The following is a 26,835-nucleotide window of genomic DNA, read 5'->3' as shown; positions in this document are numbered from 1 at the left end:
TCCGAATTGCCGGAGGCGGACCAGTACGGGAGGTCGATCGCGGCCACCGGGTTGAACGCCGCCTGCACACGCTGGATCTGCGCGTTGCTCCACGGGTCGGGCAGGTTGTCCGCGCCGTAGACCGGGCGAGTGTTCTCCTCCGTGGTGAAGTCGGTGGTTCGCACGCCGGGTACGACGCTGGCCCAGGCGGAGAGCAGCGTGTACGGGCGTAGGTCGCTGGCGTCCTTGCCGCGCTTGGCGGCAGTCGCGGTGGCGAACCATGTGAAGCCCTGCTTGGTGCTGCAGGCGGGCCAGATGTACTCGCCTTCGCCGTCCGGGCGCCCGGTGTGGCGATTCAGGGCCTCGCCGTAGCGGCCGACGCCGTCCAGGTAGTGCGCGAAGATGGTGAAGTTGGGGTAGGTCATGGCCGGGTACCGGCTGGGCGAGTCCGCGCCAATGCCGGCGTCGATGCTGATCGGCCGGGTGCCGTCGTTGCCGTTCATCACCGCGTACAGGTCCTGTTGGAACTGCTGCGAGTCGTTGCTGTTGGAGCTGGGCTCGTTGATCTGACTCCAGCGGATGATCGCCGGATGGTTGCGGTCGCGCAGGGTCAGCGCACGAGCGTGGGCCACCATGTTGGTGCGTCCGGACACGAAGTCCTGGGAACCACTGCGGATGGCCGTCTCGTCGATGACCATCAGGCCCATCTCGTCGGCCACGTCGAGCATGTACGGGCTGGCCGGTTCCATGTGCATGCGTACCACGTTGTAGTTGAGACGCTGGTAGTTGTCCACCGCCTGCGGCCAGCCGCCGTTGCCAGACGACGGCGGCAGGAAGCCGGGCAGGGTGTCGTACGCGTCGCCCTTCCCGCCGTTGTTGACCCGGTCGTAGTCGGCGCCCTGCAGGCTGTCGCCGCGGAAGTTCACCCGCACGCCGTTGAGGTAGTAGTACTCGCTGTTCTGCGTGCTCTCCCGGAACCCGAAGCGGTACGTGGCGTCACTGGTGCGGCCGTCGTCAGCGGTGGCGTGGATCGCCAGGCGGTGCAGTTGGGCCCGGTACCCGGACCGGTACGGCACGTTGGGCCACCAGTACGAGGTGGCGCCGAGGTCCCACGCCACGGGGCCCACCGTGACCTTCGCCGTCGAACGGGCCGCCACCGTCACGCTCTGCTGCGGCAACTGTGGGTAGCTGAAAGAGCCCGCGCCGTCGGACGTGATCGACCCGCCCAGGGTGACCGTTCTGGTCGCGGCCGAGGAGTTGGTCACCGACACGTCGTAGCTGAGGGTGCGGTTCGCCACCGAGGTACGGACGAACGCGTCGCTGACGTACACCGCCGGGTACACCCGCAGGGACGCGGACCGGTAGATGCCCTGCGGTACCGCCTCGGACCAGTCGGCCGCGATCGGGACCAGGTACTTGCCGTCGGACGACCGCAACGCACCGCGGCCCTTCACCTGCACGCTGATCGTGTGGGTGGTGCCCGGTGCGGCGTAGCTACTGATGTCGAAGTTCGACGGGGTGAACGCCGTCGTCTGGGTCGCCACCACCCGGCCGTCGACCGACAGTGTCGCCTGGTGGTTGACGGCGCCGAACTCGATCCAGGTCGACTGCGGCTGCCCCGAGTCCGGCACGGTGATGCTGCGCGAGTACACCGCCTCGTTCACGTCGGTGAAGCCCTGCTTGTACCAGCCGCCACCGGGCACCGCGATCGACGTCGTTCCCCGACCCGAGGGCGTGAAGCTCCACGTCCCGCTCAGATCGACCGAGGCGATCGCAGCGCTACCGGCCGCCACACCGTCAACTCCGGCGGCCGCGACACTCTGCGTCGCGACCGGCACGGCCAGGGCCGACCCGGGAGTCGCCAGGGTCAGGCCACCCAGCGTCAGGGGCAGGGCGAGCGCCACGGCCGCGGCCAGCCCTCTGGCCGACGCCGACAATCGGCCACCCCAGCGGACGTTCGTACGATGCACGGCAACCTCCTGTGACTCACCCAGCAGCCTTACAACTCCGGGTCAAGGCTTCGCTGCTGGCAGTAGTCGAATCGATTCGACGGTCCGCCAGGGGCGTCGGTCACCCGGGAGGGTGAACACGGCCGACACGTAGATGTGATTAACCGGCAACATGGGCACCGAGTCAAGGATTTGGACTCATCTATCTTGTGCCGAAGCCTGTAATTCCATCAATGCCGACAAAAGCCGCAGCAAAGATAGGATGAAAGGCCGGTCGGCACCACCGTCGACGCCGGGGTCACCGGCTTCACACTGCACGACCTACGCCACTAGACAGCCACCTGTGGCCGACGGTCGAGGATCGGACCCGCGAAGCGACGGCCGCTCTGATGACCGAAACGCTGGGTCTCGCCGAACGGCCTGCGGACTCCCTGCGGACCAAGGAGGCGTGACGTAGCCCGTGAACTGCGCGAACGCGGCCCACCTAGACGTTGAAGCGGAACTCCACGACGTCGCCGTCCTGCATGACGTACTCCTTGCCCTCGATGCGGACCCTGCCCGCCGCCTTGGCCGCCGCCATCGAGCCGGCCTCGACCAGGTCGCCGTAGGAGACCACCTCGGCCTTGATGAAGCCGCGCTGGAAGTCGCTGTGGATGACACCCGCGGCCTCCGGCGCGGTCGCGCCGACCGGGACGGTCCAGGCCCGGGCCTCCTTGGGGCCGGCCGTGAGGTACGTCTGGAGCCCGAGCGTACGGAAGCCGACGCGGACGAGCTGGTTGAGGCCGGGCTCGTTCTGGCCGATCGACTCCAGCAGCTCGCGAGCCTCCTCCTCGGGCAGGTCCACCAGCTCGGATTCGATCTTGGCGTCCATGAAGACAGCCTCGGCGGGGGCGACCAGGGCCCGCAGCTCGTCGAGGAACGCCTCGTTGGCGAGTTCGGCCTCGTCGACGTTGAAGACGTACAGGAACGGCTTGGTGGTGAGCAGGTGCAGCTCGCGAAGGTGCTCCAGCTCGATCTTCGCGGCGGCGGCCCCGGAGTAGAGGGTGGTGCCGCCGTCCAGCACCTCGATGGCCTGCTTCGCGGCGGCGACCGCGGCGGCCCGGTCCTTGCGGAGCTTGGCCTCCTTCTCCAACCGGGGCAGCGCCTTGTCCAGGGTCTGCAGGTCGGCGAGGATCAGCTCGGTGTTGATCGTCTCGATGTCGTCGGCCGGGGAGACCTTGCCGTCGACGTGCACCACGTTCGGGTCGGAGAAGGCCCGGACCACCTGGCAGATCGCCGAGGCGTCCCGGATGTTGGCCAGGAACGCGTTGCCCCGCCCCTGCCCCTTCGACGCGCCGCGCACGAGGCCGGCGATGTCGACGAACGACACCGGAGCCGGCAGCACCTTCTGCGAGGAGAAGATCTCGGCGAGCTTGCCCAGCCGCTCGTCGGGCAGCCCGACCACGCCGACGTTGGGCTCGATGGTGGCGAACGGGTAGTTCGCCGCCAGCACGTCGTTCTTGGTCAACGCGTTGAAAAGCGTGCTCTTGCCGACGTTGGGCAGGCCGACGATGCCGATGGTGAGACTCACGACGAGCCAGCTTACGCCGGTGCCGAGCGGACCGGTCCACGCGGCTCCGAATCCACCGGGCCGGACGCGGCCCTGGTCGCCCCTCAGCGCGTCTGCCAAGGTGGCAGACGTGCCGACGTTGCGGTTCCTCATCATGGTCGACGGCCCGCTGACGGCGGCGGAGCTGCTCGACCTGATCCGCGCCCGGCTGCCCGACGCGAAGCCCTACCGCCGGGACTCGGTCGACGTCCGGGCCAACCTGCTGGAGATCAACACCAACGAGGGCGCCGACCCGAGGCTCGCCGCCACCGACGAGGACGGCTATCTCTATTTCCAGTGGCGGGTGGAGGTGACGCCGATGGACCCGTCGGTCGACGAGGCGCAGCAGATCGCCCTGGCCCGGGAGCTGCTGCGGGCGATCGAGGGGCAGCAGGTGCGGGCGACCGTGTGCGCCGCGTTCGAGGATCGGGTCTGACCCGCGCTCACCGGAGCAGGCGGGGCGCGATGACCTCTTCCCGCACACTGCCGTCCGCGCGACGACTCACCTCGTACGCCGAGACGCCCTCGCGGTCGGCGACCGCCTCGACCAGGCGGGTCCCCCGGTAGACCAGGCCGACACCGTCGTCGGTGCAGTGACTGGTCGGCAACGTCCCGTCGCCGACCAGCTCGTGCATCAGCGGCCGGCGCTCACTCTCGCTGTCGTAGTGCACGCCATTGCCGTACGGCAGCCAACCCAACGCCTCCGTGTAGCCCCGCAGACGGGGTCCGAAGCTGTCGGTGGCGCCGCCCACGTGCCAGCAGATCGAACCGGCCGAGACGCCGGCCAACACCACGCCGGCCTGCCAGCACTCGTGCAGGATCTCGTCCAGCCCGTGTACCCGCCAGACCGCGACGAGATTGGCGACGCTGCCGCCGCCCACCCAGATCGCATCCTGGGCGAGCAGGTGGGTTCGGACGTCGTCGACGTTCGGCATCGGGAACAGCGCCAGGTGCGACAGACGGAACCGCGTGTCGGCGAACGCACCGTAGACAGCGGTGAACGAGGTCGGCTGGTCACCGACGGCCTGCCCGAGGTAGCAGATCCGTGGCTGCGGACCGGCCTCGGCCAACTCGGCGGCCAGCTCGAAGATCGGGCCGGGACGCAGGTCGGACGGCCCCCGGTCACCACGGAAGAAGCCCATGCTGGTGGCGAGGATGGTGGGTTCGCTGGCGGGCATGAGCGATCCTTCCGTCGGTGTGCTCTGCCCTCCATCCTGCCGTAGTCGATCATTGTCCAGGGGCTATCAGCATTCGGGCGCGTCGACCTGCCCGACCTCCGTCGATCTTCCGACACGGCGTCGGCCCAACCCGCTCAGCCGGCGGGCCGTCGGCCCAACCCGCTCAGCCGGCGGGCCGTCGGCCCAACCCGCTCAGCCGGCGGGCCGTCGGCCCAACCCGCTCAGCCGGCGGGCCGTCGGCCCAACCCGCTCAGCCGGCGCGGCGTTGCCGGGGAATGAGAGCGGGCCGCGCGTTGGCCGGGTCGGCGGTGCCGCTCGACGCGGCCGACGGAGTCGCCTGCGGATCGGGCCGGTGTCTCGCCGCCGCACCTCCGGCGGGAGGCTCGATCTCGGCGGGCAGGTCGTCGCACGGCCGCTCGGACGCGGGCAGTTGCGCGCACGCGGCGCGGGGCAGGGTGAACCGGTCCGCTGCCGCCGGGCCTGCGGAATTCGACTCGCGCAGCATCCAGCGCACCTCGTCCGCCGTCCAGCCGAGGCTGGGCCGGGCCGCGATCTCCGCGATCAGCCGCCGGCCGACGGTCGTGTCGTCGTCGTAGAAACGCATGCACCGGTGATGCGTCCACATGCCGAGCGCCCGCAGGCCGGCCTCGTCGAGCGACCGGACCAGCCGGCCGCAGGCGGTGTCGGCGAACGGCTCCCCCTGGTCGGCGGACCGGTCCCGTTCGATGGCGCCGACGGCGGCCGGCGCGACGGCCCGCATCCGGCGGTAGAAGGACTGCACCACGGCGCGGGGCAACGGCGGAATCGAGCCGTGTGTCGACGCCGCCACCCAACCCGCAACGCTCGCCATCGCCGCCCCCCTTCTTGAGTTGGTGGCGAGACGTTACCCGGGACGACCGACACTCCCGGGCGGAAATCCCCCACCCCCACCTCCTCGCCCTGGTGATCAAGAAGTTCGCGTCACGGGGTACGGCGTGTCGTGACGCGAACCTCTTGATCACCGGGAAAAGCGGGGGTGGGTGCGGGGGGTGGTGATGGTCGGGTCTGATTTCCGCCAGCCGACGGCTTGAGCAGCGGGGCATCATCGGTGGCGTGGAGATGGACTTCGAACGGTGCTACCGGGCGGTGGACAGTCGCGACCAGAGGTTCGACGGCTGGTTCTACACCGGCGTGACGTCGACCGGGATCTACTGCCGGCCGTCCTGCCCGGCGATCACGCCGAAGCGGCAGAACGTCCGGTTCTTCCCGTCGGCCGCTGCCGCCCAGGGCGCCGGGCTGCGCGCCTGCCGCCGCTGCCGGCCGGACGCCGCGCCCGGCTCGCCGCAGTGGGACGTCCGCGCCGACGTGGTGGGCCGGGCGATGCGGCTGATCGCCGACGGGGTGGTCGACCGGGACGGCGTACCGGGGCTGGCCGCCCGACTGGGCTACACCGAACGGCACCTGCACCGGATGCTGCGCGCCGAGATGGGGGCCGGGCCGCTCGCGCTGGCCCGGGCCCAGCGTGCGCAGACCGCGCGGATCCTCATCGAGACGACCGGGCTGGGGATGGCCGAGATCGCGTTCGCCGCCGGCTTCGGCAGCGTGCGGCAGTTCAACGACACGGTCCGCGAGGTGTACGCGAGCGCCCCCTCGGAACTGCGGACCGCTCGCGGCCGACACCTGGCGGCAATCGGGGCGGGGACGATCACGCTCCGGCTGGCGTACCGCCCGCCGCTGCACGCCCACGCGCTGCTGGACTTCCTCGCGCTGCGCGCGCTGCCAGGTGTCGAGGAGGTACGCGACGGGACGTACCGCCGGGGGTTGCGGTTGCCACACGGCCCCGGCCAGGCGGCCCTGACCCCGGCGGACGGGCACGTGGCGGCGACGCTGCGCCTGGCCGACCTGCGCGACCTCGCGCCGGCGGTGGCCCGCTGCCGGCGTCTGCTCGACCTCGACGCGGACCCGGAGGCGGTCGACGCCACGCTGGCGGCCGACCCGGCCCTGGCCCCGGCGGTGACGGCCGAGCCCGGGATCCGCGTCCCCCGCGCGGTCGACGGTTTCGAAATGGCCGTACGCGCGATCGTGGGCCAACAGGTCTCGGTGCGCTCCGCCCGCACCACCCTGACCCGCCTGCTGGCCACCCGCGTCGATCATGAAGTTGTTGCCACCGACGACGGCGTGTCGCGACAACAACTTCATGATCAACGGGGTGACCTGCGGGGGTTCCTCACGCCGGAGGAGGTTTTGGGGATCTCCGACGGGGAGTTCGGGATGCCGGGGCGGCGGCGGGACGCCATTCGCGGGCTGGCCCGCGCATTGGTGGACGGGGCCGTGGATCTCGCGCCGGGGGGTGACCGCGCGGAGACCAGGCGGCGGCTGCTCGCGCTGCCCGGGATCGGGCCGTGGACCGCCGACTACCTCGCCATGCGCGCCCTCGGCGACCCCGACGTCCTCCTCGACAGCGACCTCGCGATCCGCCGCGGCGCGACGGCGCTCGGCCTACCCCACACGACCCTCGACGCGCACGCCGAACGGTGGCGCCCCTGGCGGTCCTACGCCACGATCAGACTCTGGAGAGCCGCATGAGCATCGACAGCACCGTCCTGACCACCCCGACCGGTCCGCTGAGCATCCTCGCCGACCGCGACGGTCAGGTCCTGGCGGCCGGCTTCACCCCCGACCCGGAGGCGCTGCCGCCCCTGATCCACCCGAGTCTGCGAGCGCCGGTACGACCACGCGCCGATCTCGGGCCGACCACCGTGGCCGTTCGGTCCTACCTGGACGGGGATCTCACCGCCATCGACTCGGTGCCGGTACGGCAGCACACCGGCGGCGAGTTCATGGCGTACGCCTGGCAGGTGCTGCGGGACGTGCCGCCGGGCGCGCCGGTCACCTACACGGGATACGCGGCGCTGGCCGGGCGGCCACCCGCGGTGCGGGCCGCGGCCGCCGCCTGCGCGCGTAACGCCGCGGCGCTCTTCGTGCCCTGCCACCGGGTGCTGCGTACCGACGGGAGCCTCGGTGGCTACCGCTGGGGGCTGGACGTGAAGAAGTGGCTTCTCGGTCATGAGCGGCGGTTGACGGCAAGCTGACAACTACACGGGCACCCAATGACGCTACCGTCGGGTAGTGCCTGTGGAGAGCGACGGCGACCGGGCCGCCCCGGTCGCCGCGGGCCGCCACCCCGTGCACAACCTCTGGCGGCTGCGCCGCTACCTGCGCCCGTACGCCACCGAGTTCGCCTGGTTGCTGGTCGCCGGGCTCGCCGGCACGGCCGCCGGGATCGCCGTACCCCTGGTGGTGCAGCGCGTGGTGGACGGGCCGGTGGCCCGCCACGAGCCCGCGGGCCTGCTCCAACTCGGTGCTCTGGCGCTGCTGCTCGGCGTGGTCGAGGCGGTGCTCATCTTCATCCGTCGGTGGGTGCAGTCGTCCTCGGCGGTGGGCATGGAGGCGGCACTGCGCGCCGACGTCTACGCGCACCTGCAACGGCTGCCGGCCAGTTTCCACGACCGTTGGCAGTCCGGCCAACTGCTCTCCCGGATCACCAGCGACCTGTCGGTGATCCGCCGGTTCCTGTCCTTCGGTGTCTTCTTCCTGGTGCTCAACCTGACCACCTACGTGGTGGTGGTGCTGCTGCTGATCCACCTGCACGCGGCGCTCGGGTTGCTGGTCGCGGCCAGCGCCGTGCCACTGCTGCTGATCACCCGCCGGTTCGGTCGGCACTACCACACCGCGTCCCGGCGGATGCAGGACCAGCAGGGCGACGTGGCGACGCTGGTCGAGGAGACCGCGCAGGGCCTGCGCACCATGAAGGCGTACGGGCGAGGGCCCGAGCTGGCCGCCCGCTTCGCCGACGGGGCCCGGGCGCTGCACGACACCGGCGTGGGCAAGGGCCGGCTGCTGGCGAACACGGCGGCGCTGCTCGACCTGGTGCCCAACCTGACGCTGGGCGTGGTGCTGGTCGCCGGTGCCGCCGCCGCCGCGCGGGGAGTGCTCACGATCGGGGAGCTGGTGGCGTTCGCCAGCCTCCAACTGATGCTCATCTGGCCGGTGCAGTCGCTGGGCTGGATCATCGCCAACGGGCAGGAGGCCGCCACCGCCGCCGACCGGGTCCAGGAGGTGCTGGACACTCCACCGCAGATCGTGGACGCTCCCGACGCGCTCACGCTCAGCCGCGACGCGGTCCAGGGTCGGCTCCGCTTCGAACGGGTCGCCTTCCGCTACCCGGGCGCGGCCACCGGCGTCCTCGACGAGATCGACCTGACCATCGAGCCCGGCGAGACGCTGGCCCTGGTCGGTGCCACCGGCTGCGGCAAGAGCACCCTGCTCTCGCTGGTGCCCCGACTGCACGAGGTGACCGGCGGCCGGATCACCCTCGACGGGCACGACCTGCGCGACCTGCGGCTGGCCTCGCTGCGCCGGCTGGTCGGGGTGGCGTTCGAGGAGCCCACCCTCTTCTCCATGTCGGTGTGGGAGAACCTCACCCTGGGCCGCCCGGACGCCGGCGACGACGAGGTCCGCGCGGCCCTCGCGCTGGCACAGGCCGATTTCGCGTACGACCTGCCGTGGGGCCTGGCCACCCGCGTGGGTGAGCAGGGGTTGTCCCTCTCCGGGGGCCAGCGGCAGCGGTTGGCCCTGGCGCGGGCGGTGCTCGGTCGCCCGGCGCTGCTGGTGCTCGACGACCCGCTGTCCGCCCTTGACGTGCACACCGAAGCGCTGGTGGAGGCGGCGCTACGGCAGGTGCTGCGGGCCAGCACCGCCCTGCTGGTGGTGCACCGACCATCGACGATCGCGCTGGCCGACCGCGTCGCCCTGCTCGACGGTGGACGGATCGCCGCGATCGGCCGGCACTCGGAACTGCTCGCCACCGTGCCCGCCTACCGGGCGCTGCTCGCCGCCGAGCCACCACCCGCGCAACCGGCTCACCCCGGAGCCGCCGAGCCACCACCCGCGCAACCGGCCGCCGCCGTCCACCCAGCCGGAACCGGGCCCGGGGGTGTCGGGCCGCCGGGGCCCGGCGCGTCCACCTCGGACGGCTGGGGCCTGGTGCGCTCGTGACAACCCCGGAGCAGGCCGATCCGTCTCCCGAGGGGGAGCCGGAGCTGGCCCGCTGGCGGGGGACGGCCACCGACCCGGAGGCCGACCGGAGTCGGGCCGAGGAGGACACCCCGGAGGCCGTCGCCCGGCTGCGCCGGCACAGCCGGGCCCTGCTGGCCGACCTGCTGCGCCCGCATCGGGGACGACTCGCCGCCGCCGTCGGTCTGCTGCTCGCGCAGAACGCCGCCGCGATGGCCGGCCCGTACCTGGTCATGATCGGCATCGATCGCGCCATCGCCCCGCTGCGCGCCGGGAACGCCACCCCGCTGGTCGCCGTGGCCGGGGCGTTCGCCGCCGCCGCCGTGACGGAGTACGCGGCCCGCCGAGGCTTCCTGACCCTCTCCGCCCGCATCGGCCAGGCCGTCCTGCTGGACCTGCGACAGCGGGTGTTCGGGCACTTCCTACGACTGTCGGTGGGCTTCCACGAGCGGTACACCTCGGGTCGGATGGTGTCCCGCCTCACCAGCGACCTGGACAGCATCGCCGAGTTGGTCGACGGGGGAATCGACAGCCTGGTGCTCGCCGCGCTGTCGATCCTGTCGGTGGCCGCCATCCTGCTCTGGCTGGACCTGCCACTGGCCGCGGTGACGCTGCTCGCGTTCCCGTTCCTGTTCTGGCTCTCCCGCTGGTTCGCCCGGGCTTCGGCCACCGCCTACCGGCGGACGAGGGAGGCCGTCGCGCTGGTCATCGTGCACTTCGTCGAGTCGATGCGGGGCATCCGGGCGGTGCAGACGTTCCGTCGGGAGCCGCGCAACCAGCGGATCTTCGTGACGCTCGGGGACGACTACCGGCGGGCGAGCCTGCACGCGTTCCGGCTGATCGCCACGTACTCGCCGGCGATCAAGTTGATCGGCAACCTCACGGTCGCGGTCGTGCTCTGTTACGGCGGGTGGCGGGTGCTCGGCGGGCGGACCGAGGTCGGCGTGCTCGCCGCGTTCCTGCTCTACCTGCGACGCTTCTTCGAGCCGATGCAGGAGCTGAGCCAGTTCTACAACTCGTTGCAGTCGGCGACGGCGGCGCTCGAGAAGCTGGCCGGGGTGCTCGACGAACGGCCCGGCGTCGCCGAGCCGGCCCGGCCGGTGCCGCTGCCGCGCGGCCCCGGTCACGGCGAGCTGACCTTCCGGGGCGTCTCGTTCGGCTACCGCGCGAACACCCCCATCCTCGCCGGACTGGACCTGCGGGTGCCGGCCGGGCAGACGGTCGCGCTGATCGGGCCGACCGGCGCGGGCAAGTCGACCATCGCCAAGCTCGTGGCCCGGTTCCACGACCCGGACGCCGGCACGGTCCTGCTGGACGGCATCGACCTGCGCGCGGTGTGCGACGCCGACCTGCGCCGCGCCGTGGTGCTCGTGACGCAGGAGAACCACCTGTTCAGCGGCACGGTGGCGGAGAACATCCGGTTCGGCCGGCCGGGCGCCGACGACGCCGAGGTGCGGGCCGCCGCCCAGGCGATCGGCGCGCACGAGTTCATCGCCGCGTTGCCCGACGGGTACGCCACCCAGGTGCACCGGCGCGGCGGGCGGCTCTCCGCCGGCCAGCGACAACTGGTCGCGTTCGCCCGGGCGTTCCTCGCCGACCCGACCGTGCTGATCCTCGACGAGGCGACGTCGTCGCTGGACGTGCCGACGGAACGGCTGGTGCAACGCGCGCTCGGCACCATCCTGCGGGACCGGACGGCGCTGGTGATCGCACACCGCCTCTCCACAGTGGAGACGGCCGACCGGGTGCTCGTCGTCGACGGCGGGAAGGTCGTCGAGGACGGCCCGCCGGCCGTGCTGGTCGGGTCCGGCGGCCGGTACGCGGCCCTGCACCGGCAGTGGCGCGACTCGCTCGGGTAGGACCGGCGATACGCAACTGCGTGGCTCGGCACCCGGCTGATGCCTACGATCGGCAGATGACCGATACGGCGAGGACCGCCCGCGCCGGCGTTCCCGAGCGTCCCAGTCTGGACGGGCTCGAGGAGCGTTGGGCGCAGCGTTGGCAGGAGGAGGGCACGTACGCGTTCGACCGTTCCCGGGAGCGGAAAGACGTGTACTCCATCGACACACCGCCGCCGACCGTATCGGGCGAGTTGCACATGGGGCACGTCTTCTCGTACACGCACACCGACACCGTCGCCCGCTACCAGCGGATGCGGGGCAAGGCGGTCTTCTACCCGATCGGCTGGGACGACAACGGGCTGCCCACCGAACGTCGCGTGCAGAACGTGTACGGGGTGCGCTGCGACCCGGCGTTGGCGTACGACCCGGTGTGGCGGCCGCCGGCCACCCCGGTCGACGACGCCGCCCGACGCGACCCGACGCCGATCTCGCGGCGCAACTTCATCGAGCTGTGCGAGCGGCTGACGGTCGCCGACGAGCAGGTCTTCGAGGCCCTCTGGCGGCGGCTCGGGCTCTCGGTGGACTGGTCCCTGACGTACACGACGATCGGCCGGATGGCCCGCGCCACCAGCCAGCGGGCGTTCGTGCGCAACCTGCGCCGGGGTGAGGCGTACCAGGCGGAGGCGCCGACGCTGTGGGACGTCGGCTTCGCCACCGCGGTGGCCCAGGCCGAGCTGGAGGACCGGGAACGTCCCGGCGAGTACCACCGGCTGCGGTTCGCCGGGCCCGGCGGGCGCGAGGTGCTCATCGACACCACCCGGCCGGAGCTCCTGCCGGCCTGCGTCGCGCTGGTCTGCCACCCCGACGACGAGCGGTACGCCGACCTGGTGGGCGCGACCGTGCGCAGCCCGCTGTTCGACGTCGAGGTGCCGGTGCGCGCCCACCCGCTCGCCGATCCCGCGAAGGGCACCGGCATCGCCATGGTCTGCACGTTCGGCGACCTCGCCGATGTGACCTGGTGGCGTGAGCTACAGCTGGACACCCGGGTGGTGATCGGCCGGGACGGCCGTCTGCTGCCGGAGCCGCCGGCCGGGGTGCCCGCGGCGCCGTACGCGGGGCTGGCCGGGCAGACCGTCAACGGCGCGCGCCGGGAGATCGTCGGGATGCTGGCCGACGCGGGTGACCTGATCGGAGAGCCGCGTCCGGTGACCCACCCGGTGAAGTTCTACGAGCGTGGCGACCGGCCACTGGAGATCGTCTCCACGCGCCAGTGGTACCTGCGCAACGGCGGACGGGACGCCGAACTGCGGGCGACGCTGCTGGCCCGGGGCGCGGAGCTGCACTGGGTGCCGGCGCACATGAAACACCGCTACGACAACTGGGTGGGCGGCCTGACCGGCGACTGGCTGGTGAGCCGGCAGCGCTTCTTCGGAGTGCCGGTGCCGGTGTGGTACCGGCTCGACGACACTGGCGAGCCGGACTGGTCCCACCCTCTCACGCCGGACGAGTCGACGCTGCCGGTCGACCCGTCCAGTGACCCGGCGCCCGGTTTCGACGAGTCGCAGCGCGGGCGGCCGGGCGGCTTCATCGGCGACCCGGACGTGCTGGACACCTGGGCGACCTCGTCGTTGACGCCGCAGATCGTCGGCGGCTGGGAGACCGACCCGGAGCTGTTCGCGCAGGTCTTCCCGATGGACCTGCGCCCGCAGGGGCAGGAGATCATCCGAACCTGGCTCTTCGACAGCGTGGTCCGTTCGCACTTCGAGCACGGGGTGCTGCCCTGGCGGGACACCGTGCTGTCGGGCTGGATCCTCGACCCGGACCACAAGAAGATGGCCAAGTCCAAGGGGAACGTGGTCACCCCGCTCGCGCTGCTGGAGCAGCACGGCTCGGACGCGGTGCGCTACTGGGCGGCCAGCGGCAAGCCCGGCATGGACCTGGCCTTCGACCCGGCGCAGATCAAGGTCGGCCGCCGGCTGGCCACCAAACTGCTCAACGCGTCGAAGTTCGCGCTCGGCCTGGGCGCCGCGGACGCGCTGCGCGCCGCCACGACGACCCCGCTCGACCGCGCCATGCTCGCCGAACTGGGCACGGTGGTGAGCGCCGCGAGCACGGCCTTCGACGGGTACGACCACACGGCCGCCCTCCAGGTGACCGAGGCGTTCTTCTGGCGGTTCTGCGACGACTACATCGAGTTGGTCAAGGAACGGGCGTACGGCACCGGAGCGGCGGCCGACTCGGCGCGGGCGGCGCTGGCCTCGGCGCTGTCGGTGCAGTTGCGGCTGTTCGCGCCCGTGCTGCCGTACGTCACCGAGGAGATCTGGTCGTGGTGGCGGTACGGGTCGGTGCACCGCGCGCCCTGGCCCACCACCTACGAGGTGGCCCGCGCGATCGAGGGGACGGGCGAGCCCGCGCTGCTGCGGCTGGCCGGGGACGCGTTGGGCCAGGTGCGGCGGGCCAAGTCGGAGCGGAAACTGTCGATGAAGGCGGAGGTGCCGCTGGCCGAGGCGCTCGGCCCGGCGGCGATGCTGGAGCAGCTCACCCTGGTCGCCGACGACCTGCGGGCGGCGGGCCGGATCGGCAAGCTCGACCTGCTGCCGGACCGCACCCCGGACCTCGTCATCGCCTGCGCCTTCTGACCGGGTCCGCCGCCGCCCACCCCCCGGGGGCGGCGGCGGACCGGCCGTCACCAGCCGCGCAGGAAGCGCAGGCCGAGCAGGAAGGCCACCACGGAGGGCCCGACCAGCAGGGTGATCGCCTGGAGCCGGTACGGCATCCGGTGCCGGGCCAGCTCAGCCGCGTTGCCCAGCACGATGACCCCGGCGAGCATCATGAACGCGCCCCACCAACCCGTCTCCAGGTGGATCACCCGGGCGTGGAGCAGTTGCAGGGTCACACCGACCAGCGCGCCGGTCAGCGCGAGCAGCGCCACCGCGCGGTGCAGACCACGGGCCAGCGGGTGAGCCGCATGCCAGCCGTACGTGCCGGCCACCGCCAGGCAGGGCAGCACCACCAGCAGTGGCCAGCCCTCACCCATCGCGCCGAACATCAGCAGCGCGCCCACCACGAACGCCAGTGCCCCGACGCAGGCGACGACGTAACCCGCGAAGGCGCGACCACCGCCGCGGGCCAGCAGCGGGCCGCCGCTGGCCGCGATCAGCGCGGCCGGGATCAGGATGAAGCCGGCCCACCAGTGGAACCGGCCGCTGCCCTGGGCGGCCGTCGCGACCGTCGCGGACGCGAGGCCGGCAGCGGCGAGGCTGATCAGCCACGCCCGGCTACGGCGGGAGTACGGGTCAGCCAAGGGTCTGCGCTCCGCTTCGACAGTCACGTCCACCAGCCTCGTGGGTGGGGCCCGCCCGGTCCATCCGGCCAGCCCTACCCGTCGCCGGAGGGCTGGCCGGACTCCGCACGCCTCAGCTCGTCTCGCCGGCCACGCTGAACGAGCGCAGGCGGTCGATCGCCAGCACGGTGAAGCCGACGCTCACCAGCGCGGTCATCACGCCGGCCACCGGCACCGACACGCTGGTCTCCAGCAGCCCGCTGGGGGCGAGCCGGTCGGCGAGCGCGATCACGTACTGCTGGATGGAGAGCACCTTCGTGCCGCTGACGAAGTTGCCCAGCAGCCCCTCCCAGATCAGCACGTAGACGAGGCCGAGCAGCACCGGACGCCGGGTGATGAGGCTGAGCGCGAGGAACAGCGCCGAGTACGCGAGCGCGCCGAACGCGGACGCGGCGGCGAGCGCCAGTCCGAGGCGTACCGAATCGGCAAGCACGCCCGCGACGTAGAGCGGCACCGCGACGGTGGCCGCGGTGACCCCGGTGGCGACCGCGAGCTTCGGCAGCACGATCTGCCAGCGCGGCAGCGGCTTGGTGAGGATGTGCACGACCGTGCCGTCGTCGATCTCGGCGCCCAGCACGCCCGTGCCGATGATCAGGGCCACCACCGGCAGCACCACCGCCAGGCCGAGGCCGACCAGCACCGGCGGGCCCCACTCGCCCGGGTCCACGCCCAGGGACCGGCAAAGGACGGCCAGGCCGAGCAGCACCAGCGGCAGGGGCAGCAGGAGGAGGAACCGCCGCCGGCCGAACAGGCCGCGCGCGGTGATCCAGGTAATGGTCGACATGTTCTCAGGCCTCCACCAGGTAGGAGAAGACGCTCTCCAGGGACTCGTCGGACGGCACCAACTGACGCACCCGGATGCCCTGGCGCAGGGCGATCCGGGGCAGCGCCCGGGTGAAGGCGCCGTAGTCGCCGGCGCGCACGGTCAGGCCGGCGCGGTCCAGCTCGACACCGCTCACCGACGGCTCGGCGATCAGTGCGACGGCCAGCGCCCGGTCGTCGGTGGAGCGCACCGCGAAGACGTGCGGCCGGTTGGTCATGAGCCGGCGGATGGTCCGGAAGTCGCCGGAGGCGGCCAGCCGGCCCGCCACCATCACCTGCACCGTGCCGGAGACCTGTTCGACCTCTTCCAGGATGTGCGAGCTGAACAGGATCGTCCGGCCGGAGTCGCCGAGGGAGTGCAGCAGATCCATCATGTGCAGCCGCTGACGCGGGTCCATCCCGTTGAACGGCTCGTCGAGCAGCAGCACCTGCGGGTCGTGCACCAGCGCCGCGGCCACCCGCGCGCGCTGTCGCATGCCCTTGGAGTACGTGCCGATCCGGCGGTCCTGCGCCGACTCCAACTCCACCAGGTCGATGGCGCGTCGGGCGGCCGCCGCCGGGTCGGCCAGTCGGTGCAGCTTGGCGCTGGCGAGCACGAACTCGTACGCGGTGAGGAAGCTCTGCACCGCCTCCCGCTCGCTGACCAGGCCCAGCCGGCGGTAGACGGCGGGATTCCGCCAGGTCGGCTCGTCGTCGAGGGTCACCGTGCCGCGCGACGGGGCGAGGAATCCGGCCATCATGTGCAGCAGCGTGGTCTTGCCGGCGCCGTTCGGGCCGAGCAGACCGGTCACCCCGGGGCCGAGGATCATGCTGATGTCGTTGACGGCCACCACGTTGCCGTACCACCGGGACACCCCGGTCAGGCTCAGGGTGCTGCTCATCAGGAGGCGACCTTCCGGTAGCGGGCCAGCAGGAGGGTGGTCGCCCCGGCGACCAGCAGCACCGCCACCAGGGCGTAGACCGGGCCGAATCGGCCGATCATCATCTCGCCCGGATCGCCCTCGACCAGCAGGTCACCCAGCGACCAGATGCCGACCCCCTGCACGAGGGTGGAGGGCGAGGCCATGCCGGCCAGTTCGTTGGCCGTGTTCGACGGCAGGATGCTCAGCACGCCCACGATCGGGGTGGTCATCAGGAAGACGGCGACCACCCCACCGGCGGCGAACGCGCGCTTGCCGGTCAGCGACGCGACGAGCAGCCCCACCGAGGCGAAGACCACCGCCCACAGCCCGGCGTAGAGCAGACCGGGGAGCAGGTCGAGCAGCTCGTTCCAGACGCCCTTCAGGCCGTCCTTGGTGGTGAACGCGGCACCCAGGAACATGATCAGTTGCGGTCCACCGAGCAGCAGCCAGAGGCCGGTGACGAGCGCCAGCAGCTTGGCGATCGCGTAGTCGGCGCGCGGCAGTGGGCGGGAGAAGTAGAGCGGCAGCACACCACTGCGCAGGTCGCGGGAGACCAGCTCCGGGGCGGCCACCGCGACGAAGAACAGGACCAGCCAGCTCATCGCGTCGGCGAACTGGGCGTACGTGGCGACCGGCTCACCGAGTTGGCTGCGCACGGCGGCCAGGGCCACCGCGACCAGGGTGACGATGCCGATCACCAACCACGGAAAGATCTTGGCCTTGGCGCTGCGACCGAGCCCGAAGATGGTGCGCAGCCCGTGCAGGTAGAGCGCGCCGAAGACGTGCCGGCGGCCCAGGCGGGGGCCTTCGTAGCGCTGGTAGCCGATGTCGTGGATGACACCGGCCGGCGCGGACCGGACGGCGGATGACGGCTCAGGCATGGGTGAGCTCCCTCGTGGCGAAGAGTTCGGCCACCCGGTGCCGGCGCTGGTCCAGCCGGTGCAGCGGCAGGTCCAGTTCGGCGACCGCGCCGAGGATCAGGTCGTAGGTGCTGTCGTCGGCGAGCGGTACGAGCAGCAGCCGGCCGTCGCGCGCCACCGGCAGGTCGAGCGCGGTGAGTCGGGCCGCCAGCTCCTCGGTGCCCTCGCTGACCTCGACGGCCAGCACGTCGGTGGCCGAGGTCATGGCGGAGATGTGGTCGGCGCGCAGCAGCCGGCCACCGTCGATGGCGATCAGCGTGTCGCAGATCCGCTCCACCTCGCCCAGCAGGTGCGAGCACACCAGCACGGAGATGCCGAACTCGGTGCCGATCCGGTGCACCAACGCCAGCATGGCGTCCCGCCCGGCCGGGTCCAGACCGTTGGTCGGCTCGTCCAGCAACAGCAGGTCGGGGTCGTGCACCAGCGCCTGGGCCAGCTTGACCCGCTGCTTCATGCCGGTGGAGTAGCCGCCCACCGGCCGGTAGCGCTCCTCGTAGAGCCCGACGTGACGCAACGCCTCGGAGGCGCGCTCGCGGGCCACCGTGCGCGGCAGGCCACTGATCCGCCCGAGGTGGGTGACCAACTCGGCGGCGGACAGGTCGGGTGGGAGGCAGTCGTGCTCGGGCATGTAGCCGACGCGGGCGCGGACCGCCGCCGGTTCGGTGGTCGGGTCGATGCCGAGCACCGAGACCTGCCCGCTCGTCGGAGCGATCAGGCCGAGCAGAATCTTGATCAAGGTGGATTTGCCGGCGCCGTTCGCCCCCACCAGGCCGATGATCCCGGGCTCGACGGCGACGGTGAGGTCGGTGAGCGCGGTGACCCGACCTCCGTACGTCTTGGTGAGCGACTGGGTCGCGATCAGTGTCACCAGGCCAGCGTAGGGAGTCGATGCCCCAGGTCGACACCGGCGCGCCCCCGGCGCTCCCCTGATCCTCGCGGCGCCGTACCCCTAGGGTCTGTTTCGTGCGGGCGGTCGGGCCGAGGCGAACGTTTGCGCCGGTCCCGCGCTCACCCAGACCCCGCCGCCGGAAAGTCCGCTCCGGGGTGGCACGATTCACTTCCCGTTCACCGGGCAGTGTTCCGGGGGATATTCGACCGCCGACGCGGGAAGGATCGTGATGGTCGAGGTTGGCGTCCCCAAGGTCAGTGTCGTGGTGCCCGCGTACAACTGCGGCCCGCACATCGAGAAGCTGGTGGCCTCGCTGCTGAGCCAGTCGCTACCAGCCGACGAGTTCGAGGCGATCTTCGTCGACGACGGGTCCACCGATGGCACGGGCGCGCGGCTGGACCGGCTGGCCGCCAAGCACCCGCACATCCAGGTGGTGCACATCGAGAACTCCGGCTGGCCGTCGCGCCCGCGCAACATCGGGATCGAGCGGGCCCGAGGCGAGTACGTGTTCTTCGCCGACGACGACGACTGGTTCGCCGACCAGGCGCTGGAACGGCTCTACGACTGCGCGAAGAAGTACGACGCGGACCTGGTGATCGGGAAGATGGCCGGGCACGGGCGCGGTGTGCCCCGGGAGCTGTTCCGCAAGAACCGCTTCGACGCCACCCTGGAGAACGCGCCGCTGATCGACAGCCTGACCTGCCACAAGCTGTTCCGCCGCGCCTTCCTCGACGAGCACAAGCTGCGGTTCCCGGAGGGCGGTAAGCGGCGGCTCGAGGACCATTCGCTCGTCGTACGCGCCTACTTCGCGTCCCGCCGCACCTGCGTGCTGTCCGACTACACCTGCTACCACCACACCCAGCGGCCCGATGCCAAGAACGTCACCGCGGCCCGGCTGGAGCCGGCGAGCTACTTCGCGAGCGTGCGCGACGCGCTCGACGTCGTCACCGCCCACACCGAGCCGGGGCCGCTGCGCGACCGGTTGCACCGGCGGTGGCTGCGCAACGAAATGCTCAACCGGCTGCGCGGCAAGCGGCTCCTGGACGCTCCCGAGGACTGGGTGGAGCAGGTCGCCGCCGAGGCCCAGAAGATCATCCAGGAGCGGTTCGCCCCCGGGGTCGCGGCTGGCCTGCCGCCGCTGCAACGAGCCGTGGCGTACCTGGTCGAGCGGGGGCGGGTCGCGGACCTGCGGCGGCTGGCCAAGTGGGAGTCGGGCATCGCCGGGAGAGCCAGGATCGACGCCCTGGAGCCGGACGAGCACGCCGTCACCGTGGGCGTGGCCGCCGAGCTGCGCTCCGCGGACCAGCCGATCGGCTTCCGCTCCGACGGCGAACGCGACGTGCTGGTGCTCCCGGTGGACGAGATCCCCTCCGACGTGCTCGACTCCACCGCGCAGGTCCGCAAGGCTCGACTGGACGTGGTCGCCCGCCGCCGGGAGACCGGTGACGAGATCTTCCTGCCGGTGAAGTTCCAGGTCGAGCGGGTCGCCACGCCCGGCGGCGCCGACACCGTCCATCTGGTGCACCGCGCCACCACCACGATCGACTTCCGAGCCCTCAACGGCGGTCGTACGCGGGGTAGCTGGCTCCTCAAGGCACGGATCACCAACGCCGGATGGACCGAGGACGCGCGGCTGCCGCTGCTCTTCATCTGCCCGGCCGACGGCGCGACGCCGAGGATCCGGGACGAGCGGAAGGCTTGGAACTGGCTGCGGTCGGCGGTGGGGCGCCGGGTCCGTCGCTGACCCGACCGCTCAGGTCGTGGAGTGGCGGCCTCGACCGATCGGCGGTCGGCTGCGAAACTGTGTGCCGTCAGCGAGTGGGGGGTGTGGATGAGCAACGGCTGGGTGCTGCCCGACGAGGTGCTCCGGGACGCGCCGGCGTACACGCCGCGTCCCGGTGAGCTCGCGGATCTGGAGCTGCTGCTGACCGGCGCGTACGCCCCCCTGACCGGCTTCATGACCCGTGCCGACCTGGTGTCGGTGAGTCGACGCGGCCGGCTGGCCGACGGCACACCGTGGCAGGTGCCGGTGACCCTGCAGGTGCCGGCCGCGCTGGCACAGGGCTTCGATCCGCGTGATGAGGCCCGCCGGGCGCTGGTGCTGACCGACGCCGAGGGCGCGCCGGCCGCCGCCCTTCAGGTGACGGACGTCTGGCCGGTGCGCGACGGCGTCGCGGGCCTGGGTGGCCCGCTCCGGCGGCTCGGCGACGGCGCCCAGGGCCCGTTCCAGCGGTTGCGACGCAGCCCCGAGGAGGTTCGGGCGCTACTTCCCCCGGGCCGCGTGCTCGGAGTCATCGCCGACCGTCCGCTGCACCGGCCACAGCTGGCCCAGATCGCGCACGCTGCCCGTACCCTGGCCGCCCACCTGCTGGTGATGATCCCGGTCGGCGAGGGCGGTGTCGGTGGGCTCGCACCGGAGGCGCTGGTGCGTACGATCTTCGCCGCCCGCGACCGGATGCCCCCGGCCACCCTGGTTGCCGTGCCGCTGTCGCACCGCCGCGACGAGATCAGCGACGCGCTGCTGCGGGCCCGTGTCTCCGCCGCGTACGGGGTCACCCACCTGCTCTCCACCGGGGAGATGCTCTCCGGGGCGGGCCTGCGGGTGTTGGTGCCGCGCGAGCTGGCGTACGACAACCGGGACGGGCAGTGGCGCTGGCGGGAGGACATTCCGCCACGTAACCGGCGTCTCGCGCTCACCCAGGAGGAGATCGAGGACCTGCTCGACCGCGGCTTCCCCCTGCCCGAGTGGCACACCCCTCCGGCGGTGGCGAAGGAGTTGGCCCGGGCTCGGCCGCCGCGCCGGCACCGGGGGCTCGTGGTGTTCCTGACCGGCCTCTCCGGCTCCGGCAAGTCCACCGTCGCCCGAGGGCTGGCGGACGCGTTGCGGGAGAACGGCGACCGGTCGGTGACCCTCCTCGACGGCGACGTGGTACGCCGCGAACTCTCCGCCGGGTTGAGCTTCAGCAAGACCGACCGGGATCTCAACGTCCGTCGGATCGGGTGGGTGGCGGCCGAGATCGCCCGGCACCACGGCATGGGCATCTGTTGCCCGATCGCCCCGTACGCGGCGGCCCGTGCGACGGCACGGGAGATGGCCCTGGCCGCCGGGGCGGGATTCGTGCTGGTGCACGTCGCGACACCGCTCGAGGTGTGCGAGCAACGGGACCGCAAGGGCCTGTACGCGCGGGCCCGCGCCGGTCTGCTGACCGGGATGACCGGCATCGACGACCCGTACGAGGAGCCGACGGACGCGGACCTGGTGCTGGACACCTCCCGCGTGAGCATCGCGGAGGCGGTGCAGGCCGTACTGGATCACCTGACCGAGACCGGCTGGGTGGAGTTGAAGATCCAGTCAGCCTGACCGTTCGCCCCGCCCCCTTTCCTTCCGCCGGTTCCGGGCACGCGCTAGTGTTCATCTTTGTTGGAACACGTTCGACCGCGTGAGAGTACGTGGACCCTGGGAGGCACGGCGGATGCTCGCACGGCAGCGGCAGTCGGCCATCCTCGATCGGGTCCGTGCCACCGGCGGTGTCCGGGTGAGCGACCTGGCGACCGAGTTCGGCGTCTCCGACATGACCATCCGGCGCGATCTGGAGGCGCTGCACGAGCGCGGCCTGCTGGCCAAGGTGCACGGCGGAGCGACCGCGGCCGGCACCAGCTCGACCGACGAGCCGGGCTTCCACGCCAAGTCCGTCCGGCAACTACCGGAGAAGGCCGCCATCGCGGACCGGGCCGCGGCGCTGGTCCGGCCCGGCGCGGCGGTCGCCCTCTCCGCCGGCACCACCACCGCCGAACTGGCCCGCCGGCTGGTGGAGGTTCCCGGCCTGACCGTGGTGACCAACTCACTGCCGGTAGCCGAGATCCTGCACGCCGGCGGTCGGTCCGACCAGACGGTGGTGCTCACCGGCGGCGTCCGGACGCCGTCGGACGCGCTGGTCGGACCGCTCGCGGTCGGGGCCGTCCGCCGGCTGCACCTCGATCTGCTCTTCCTCGGCGTCCACGGCATCACCGAGCGGGCCGGCTTCACCACCCCGAACCTGATGGAAGCCGAGATCGACCGGGCGCTGGTCGCCGCGGCGGACCAGCTGGTGGTGCTCGCCGACCACACGAAGTGGGGCACGGTCGGCATCTCCTCGATCGTCGAGCTGGCGGCAGCCCACGTACTGGTCAGCGACGAGGCGTTGCCTCCGACCGCGCGACGGGTACTCGGCGAACAGGTGGGCCAACTGATCATGGTTAAGGCGACGAGGGCGGGCCGCGCGACGCGCACGCCGACGAGTGAGGGGACGGCGCCGTGAAGCGCACCGCGATCAACCTGGCCGACGGCCGGGAACTGATCTACTTCGACGAGAACGACGACGCCGTCCGCGACCAGCCGGACCGCCGTGACCTGCCGCCGCCGCCACCCGCGTCGCAACTGCGCTACGACCCGCTGACCGACGAGTGGGTGGCGGTGGCCGTGCACCGGCAGACCCGTACGTTCCTGCCGCCCGCGAACGAGTGCCCGCTCGACCCGTCCGAGGGCGACCGGCTGACCGAGATCCCCGCACCGAACTACGACGTCGTGGTCTTCGAGAACCGGTTCCCCTCGTTGAGCGGCCGGGTCGCCGACGAGCCCGGCGAGATCACCCCGTTCACACCGGTCCGACCGGGCCAGGGGCGGTGTGAGGTGGTCTGCTTCACCTCCGACCACAACGCCTCCTTCGCCAGCCTCCCGCCGCGCCGCGTCCGCACCGTGCTGGACGCGCTCGCCGACCGGACCGAGGTGCTCGGCGAACTGCCCGGGGTGGAGCAGATCTTCTGCTTCGAGAACCGGGGTGTCGAGATCGGCGTCACGCTGCACCACCCGCACGGGCAGATCTACGCGTACCCCTTCGTGACGCCGCGCACCCGGGCGTTGCTGGCCGCGGCCCGCCGGCACGCCGAGCGCACCGGCGGAGGCAACCTGTACGCGGACGTGCTGGCCGCCGAACGCGCGGCCGGCGACCGCGTCGTCACCGAGAACGAGCACTGGACGGCGTTCGTGCCGGCGGCGGCCCGCTGGCCGTTCGAGGTGCACGTCGCACCACGGCGCGTGGTGCCGGACATCCCGGCCCTCGACGACGGCGAGCGGGACGCCTTCGGGCCGCTCTACCTGGATCTGCTGCGCCGCTTCGACGGGCTGTTCGACATGCCGATGCCCTACATCGCGGCATGGCACCAGGCGCCGGTGCGCATCGACCGCGAACTGGGCCACCTGCACCTTCAGCTGTTCAGCATCCGGCGGGCCAAGGACAAGCTGAAGTACCTGGCCGGTTCCGAGTCGGGGATGGGCGTCTTCATCAACGACATCTCCCCCGAACGCGCCGCCGAACTACTACGCGCCGCCTGAAGGAAGGGCACCTTCTTAACGCCTCGTGTATAGGAGGGGGCCCTTCCTAACACCTGCCAGCGCGCCGGCCGCCTGCTGGAGAACAGGGCGCGGGGGGCCCGGGACAGGGCCCCCCGCAGGGAAGGGACGGCTGGCTGTGCGCGACACAGCCGGGAAGGCTGGCAGATCGGCACGCAGACCGCGGTCGACCTCGGTCAACCTTCTGGACGCGACTGGCATCTCGTCCACCCTGGTCAACGAGACGTGCCGGGCCGGGGTGACGCCGCACGCGTGTCACCCGCCGGACACACCGGAGCCCGCCGGCGGGTGCCGACGGGCTCCGGTGCTGGTGCTGTCGAATCAGGCGGAGAGCCGGCGGGCCAAGTTCTCGTCGAGCGCGTTCATGAACTCGTCGGTGGTCAGCCACGGGGCGTCGCGCGAGATGAGCAGCGAGAGGTCCTTGGTCATCTGGCCGCCTTCGACGGTGTCGACGATGACCTGCTCCAGGGTGTTGGCGAACTCGGTGACCGCCGGGGTGCCGTCCAGCTTGCCCCGGTGGGCCAGGCCCCGGGTCCAGGCGTAGATCGACGCGATCGGGTTGGTCGAGGTCTTCTCGCCCTTCTGGTACTGCCGGTAGTGCCGGGTGACCGTGCCGTGCGCCGCCTCGGCCTCGACGGTACGGCCGTCCGGGGAGAGCAGCACCGAGGTCATCAGACCCAGCGAGCCGAAGCCCTGCGCCACGGTGTCGGACTGCACGTCACCGTCGTAGTTCTTGCAGGCCCAGACGTACCCGCCCTCCCACTTGAGCGCGGCGGCGACCATGTCGTCGATGAGCCGGTGCTCGTAGGTCAGTCCAGCGGCGTCGAACTCCGCCTTGAACTCGGACTCGAACACCTCGGCGAAGATGTCCTTGAACCGGCCGTCGTACGCCTTGAGGATGGTGTTCTTGGTCGACATGTAGACCGGGTAGTTGCGGTCCAGGCCGTACCGGAACGAGGCGCGGGCGAAGTCCCGGATCGACTCGTCGTAGTTGTACATGCCCATGGCGATGCCGCCGCCGGGGAAGTTGGCGACCTCCATCTCCATCGGCGTGCCGCCGTCGGCCGGCGTGTAGGTGATGGTCACCGTGCCCGGGCCGGGGACGACGAAGTCGGTGGCCTTGTACTGGTCACCGTGGGCGTGCCGGCCGATGATGATCGGCTTGGTCCAGCCGGGGACCAGCCGCGGCACGTTGGACATGATGATCGGCTCACGGAAGACGACGCCGCCGAGGATGTTGCGGATGGTGCCGTTGGGCGACCGCCACATCTTCTTCAGGCCGAACTCCTCGACCCGGGCCTCGTCCGGGGTGATGGTGGCGCACTTGACGCCGACGCCGTGCTCCTTGATGGCGTTGGCGGCGTCAATGGTGACCTGGTCGTCGGTCTCGTCGCGGTACTGGATCGACAGGTCGTAGTAGTGCAGGTCGACGTCGAGGTAGGGCAGGATCAGCTGCTCGCGGATCTGCTTCCAGATGATCCGGGTCATCTCGTCGCCGTCGAGCTCCACGACCGGGTTGTTTACCTTGATCTTCGCCATCGGCCGGCGCTCCTCTCGGGGGACACGTGCTCAAGCAGTACGAGCGTACTGCAATTGGGCCGGCAGCCCCCAGCCGGCCTCGGCCGACCGGTGAAACCGGGGCTGCACGGCACAGCAGTTCCCTGACACGATCGCGCGATGCCACTGAGCCGCACTCTCGGGTCTATCACGATCACCGCGCTCACCGACGGAGAGGGCGCGTTCTTCCAGCCCCGCGACGAGGTATTTCCGCACGCCACGGCCGCACACTGGGCGGAGGCCGACCGCCGCGACCCTGGTTCGGTCACCGCAGACGGGCAGTGGTGGCTGCCGTTCCGCAGCTTCGCGATCCGCTCCGGCGACGGACCGGTGACCCTGGTCGACGCCGGAATCGGCCCGACCGACGCGCCCGCCGCGAGCTGGGCGCCGGTGCCCGGCCGGCTACCCGCCGAACTGGCCGCCGCCGGCATCGACCCCACCGACGTCGACACGGTCGTACTGACCCACCTGCACAGCGACCACATCGGCTGGGCGGTCACCGGCACACCCGGCCGGCCGTACTTCCCGAACGCGAGCTACCTGCTGCAGCGCGCCGAGGTGGACGCGGCCCGGACGCTCAACCCGGGCCTGCCGGCCGGCCTGATCGCGCCGTTGCGCGCCGCCGGCCAGCTCCGGGTGGTCGACGGCGAGACAGACCTCACCCCGGGGGTACGACTGCTGTCCACCCCCGGACACACCCCCGGCCACCAGTCGGTGCTCGTGACGGTGGCCGACGAGCGCCTGCTGATCACCGGCGACCTCCTGGTCCACACGGTGCAACTGGTCGACCCCACCCTGGCGTACGCCCACGAGGAAGACCCCGACGAAGCCCGCCGTTCCCGGGAAACCACCCTGACCACGGCAAACCCCACCCTGCTGGCCACCCCCCACCTAACCACCCCCTTCACCCCCCACCCCTAACCCCGCCCAGCCAGCCCCCCGTACCCCGCACCCCGACCCCGCCCGCCCCGCCCCCGCCTGCCCGGCCCACCCGGCCTCCGGCCCGATCTCCGCCTACCCGGCCGGCGACTGCCCGGCCCACTCTCCGCCTGCCCGGCCCGCCCTCCTACCCGCCCGGCGACTGCCCGGCCCGCCCCCGTCGATCACGAAATCATTGCCTTCCCACTCGGCGTGTCCGGGCAATAACTCCATGATCGACGCGTGGATCGAGGTACGGACCCCGGCGGCACCCCCGTGATCAAGAGGTTTGCGTCAGGAATCGGGGTTTTGGTGACGCGAACCTCTTGATCACCGGGTTAGGTGGGCGCAGGCCGGGATGTGGCGCGGGCGGCCGGGTGGGGGTGGCGCGGGGGTGGGAGGGAGTGCGAGAAGGGCGGGGCGGGGTGGGCGGGGGGCCCCTCGGGGGGGGGGGGGGGGGTAAAAAGGAGGAGATTTAGGCCCCAACGGAAAGAGTGGGGGAGGG

20 protein-coding genes and 1 pseudogene are annotated in these 26,835 nt (G+C 71.8%); 11 read left to right on the top strand and 10 right to left on the bottom strand.

Going from position 1 to position 26,835, the window contains the following annotated elements; translation table 11 throughout:
- A partial coding sequence (locus AB0J36_RS32120; RefSeq protein WP_363661508.1) for a glycoside hydrolase family 2 TIM barrel-domain containing protein occupies window positions 1–1,949 on the bottom strand: 1,949 nt, incomplete at its 3' end.
- A 463-nt stretch (window positions 1,950–2,412) separates the two neighbouring features.
- On the bottom strand, window positions 2,413–3,498 hold the full coding sequence (gene ychF / locus AB0J36_RS32115) for a redox-regulated ATPase YchF (protein WP_357126155.1): 1,086 nt from the start codon (window positions 3,496–3,498) through the stop codon (window positions 2,413–2,415).
- 109 nt (window positions 3,499–3,607) lie between these two features.
- On the opposite strand from ychF, the gene AB0J36_RS32110 reads away from it, so the two are divergent.
- Window positions 3,608–3,952, top strand: coding sequence for a hypothetical protein (locus tag AB0J36_RS32110; RefSeq protein ID WP_357174497.1), 345 nt, complete (start codon window positions 3,608–3,610; stop codon window positions 3,950–3,952).
- 7 nt (window positions 3,953–3,959) lie between these two features.
- On the opposite strand, the gene AB0J36_RS32105 is transcribed toward AB0J36_RS32110, so the two are convergent.
- On the bottom strand, window positions 3,960–4,694 hold the full coding sequence (locus AB0J36_RS32105; RefSeq protein ID WP_363661507.1) for a peptidase E: 735 nt from the start codon (window positions 4,692–4,694) through the stop codon (window positions 3,960–3,962).
- Window positions 4,695–5,118: 424 nt separating this feature from the next.
- Window positions 5,119–5,544, bottom strand: a pseudogene (locus AB0J36_RS32100) (hypothetical protein); the annotation flags it as partial.
- Between the two features lie 242 nt (window positions 5,545–5,786).
- On the opposite strand from AB0J36_RS32100, the gene AB0J36_RS32095 reads away from it, so the two are divergent.
- Genes AB0J36_RS32095 through valS form a run of 5 tightly spaced genes read left to right on the top strand, consistent with a single transcriptional unit; the run spans window position 5,787 to window position 14,229 of the window.
- The gene (locus tag AB0J36_RS32095) at window positions 5,787–7,259 is read left to right on the top strand and encodes an AlkA N-terminal domain-containing protein (RefSeq protein WP_357392350.1); all 1,473 of its coding nucleotides are present in this window, start codon (window positions 5,787–5,789) and stop codon (window positions 7,257–7,259) included.
- Window positions 7,256–7,765, top strand: a complete 510-nt coding sequence (locus AB0J36_RS32090; protein ID WP_357126167.1) for a methylated-DNA--[protein]-cysteine S-methyltransferase — start codon at window positions 7,256–7,258, stop codon at window positions 7,763–7,765. The genes AB0J36_RS32095 and AB0J36_RS32090 overlap by 4 nt, the downstream gene beginning before the upstream one ends.
- 37 nt (window positions 7,766–7,802) lie before the next feature.
- Complete coding sequence (locus AB0J36_RS32085; protein WP_357174492.1) at window positions 7,803–9,731, top strand: ABC transporter ATP-binding protein; 1,929 nt, start codon at window positions 7,803–7,805, stop codon at window positions 9,729–9,731.
- Window positions 9,728–11,608: an ABC transporter ATP-binding protein gene (locus AB0J36_RS32080; protein WP_357126173.1), complete on the top strand. Its 1,881-nt coding sequence runs from the start codon at window positions 9,728–9,730 to the stop codon at window positions 11,606–11,608. The genes AB0J36_RS32085 and AB0J36_RS32080 overlap by 4 nt, the downstream gene beginning before the upstream one ends.
- A gap of 56 nt (window positions 11,609–11,664) precedes the next feature.
- Window positions 11,665–14,229, top strand: coding sequence for a valine--tRNA ligase (gene valS, locus AB0J36_RS32075; protein ID WP_357174488.1), 2,565 nt, complete (start codon window positions 11,665–11,667; stop codon window positions 14,227–14,229).
- Window positions 14,230–14,276: 47 nt separating this feature from the next.
- Here the strand turns inward: valS and AB0J36_RS32070 are convergent, their stop codons facing one another.
- The 5 genes from AB0J36_RS32070 to AB0J36_RS32050 all read right to left on the bottom strand — a co-directional run bounded on the left by AB0J36_RS32070 (window position 14,277) and on the right by AB0J36_RS32050 (window position 18,445).
- Window positions 14,277–14,921: a hypothetical protein gene (locus AB0J36_RS32070; protein WP_357174485.1), complete on the bottom strand. Its 645-nt coding sequence runs from the start codon at window positions 14,919–14,921 to the stop codon at window positions 14,277–14,279.
- Window positions 14,922–15,006: 85 nt separating this feature from the next.
- Window positions 15,007–15,717, bottom strand: coding sequence for an ABC transporter permease subunit (locus AB0J36_RS32065; RefSeq protein WP_357126182.1), 711 nt, complete (start codon window positions 15,715–15,717; stop codon window positions 15,007–15,009).
- 4 nt (window positions 15,718–15,721) lie between these two features.
- Window positions 15,722–16,636 carry an ABC transporter ATP-binding protein gene (locus AB0J36_RS32060; protein WP_357126185.1) on the bottom strand — a complete coding sequence of 305 codons (915 nt, stop codon included), beginning with the start codon at window positions 16,634–16,636 and terminating at the stop codon, window positions 15,722–15,724.
- Entirely contained in the window at window positions 16,636–17,538 is a 903-nt protein-coding gene (locus AB0J36_RS32055) for an ABC transporter permease (RefSeq protein ID WP_357126188.1), read from the bottom strand. Before AB0J36_RS32055 ends, AB0J36_RS32060 begins: the two co-directional genes overlap by 1 nt.
- Window positions 17,531–18,445 (bottom strand): ABC transporter ATP-binding protein, encoded by a 915-nt coding sequence (locus AB0J36_RS32050; protein ID WP_357126191.1) that lies wholly within the window; start codon window positions 18,443–18,445, stop codon window positions 17,531–17,533. The genes AB0J36_RS32055 and AB0J36_RS32050 overlap by 8 nt, the downstream gene beginning before the upstream one ends.
- Before the next feature lie 250 nt (window positions 18,446–18,695).
- Between AB0J36_RS32050 and AB0J36_RS32045 the strand changes: the two genes are divergently transcribed.
- From AB0J36_RS32045 to galT, 4 genes are all read left to right on the top strand, one after another.
- Window positions 18,696–20,210, top strand: a complete 1,515-nt coding sequence (locus AB0J36_RS32045; protein WP_357174482.1) for a glycosyltransferase — start codon at window positions 18,696–18,698, stop codon at window positions 20,208–20,210.
- 87 nt (window positions 20,211–20,297) lie between these two features.
- Window positions 20,298–21,827, top strand: a complete 1,530-nt coding sequence (gene cysC, locus AB0J36_RS32040; RefSeq protein WP_357126197.1) for an adenylyl-sulfate kinase — start codon at window positions 20,298–20,300, stop codon at window positions 21,825–21,827.
- A gap of 112 nt (window positions 21,828–21,939) precedes the next feature.
- On the top strand, window positions 21,940–22,764 hold the full coding sequence (locus tag AB0J36_RS32035; RefSeq protein WP_357126574.1) for a DeoR/GlpR family DNA-binding transcription regulator: 825 nt from the start codon (window positions 21,940–21,942) through the stop codon (window positions 22,762–22,764).
- Window positions 22,761–23,837, top strand: a complete 1,077-nt coding sequence (galT, locus tag AB0J36_RS32030) for a galactose-1-phosphate uridylyltransferase (protein WP_357399046.1) — start codon at window positions 22,761–22,763, stop codon at window positions 23,835–23,837. The genes AB0J36_RS32035 and galT overlap by 4 nt, the downstream gene beginning before the upstream one ends.
- Before the next feature lie 339 nt (window positions 23,838–24,176).
- On the opposite strand, the gene AB0J36_RS32025 is transcribed toward galT, so the two are convergent.
- Window positions 24,177–25,394 carry an NADP-dependent isocitrate dehydrogenase gene (locus tag AB0J36_RS32025; protein WP_357126204.1) on the bottom strand — a complete coding sequence of 406 codons (1,218 nt, stop codon included), beginning with the start codon at window positions 25,392–25,394 and terminating at the stop codon, window positions 24,177–24,179.
- 138 nt (window positions 25,395–25,532) lie between these two features.
- On the opposite strand from AB0J36_RS32025, the gene AB0J36_RS32020 reads away from it, so the two are divergent.
- Window positions 25,533–26,333: an MBL fold metallo-hydrolase gene (locus AB0J36_RS32020; protein ID WP_357126207.1), complete on the top strand. Its 801-nt coding sequence runs from the start codon at window positions 25,533–25,535 to the stop codon at window positions 26,331–26,333.
- The last annotated feature ends 502 nt before the right edge of the window (window positions 26,334–26,835 follow it).

The sequence above is a fragment of the Micromonospora sp. NPDC049662 genome (assembly GCF_040675055.1).
In the GTDB taxonomy this organism is placed as follows: domain Bacteria; phylum Actinomycetota; class Actinomycetes; order Mycobacteriales; family Micromonosporaceae; genus Micromonospora.
The sequence above is the reverse complement of the archived record's forward strand: the minus strand, read 5'-3'. Positions and strand labels throughout refer to the sequence as shown.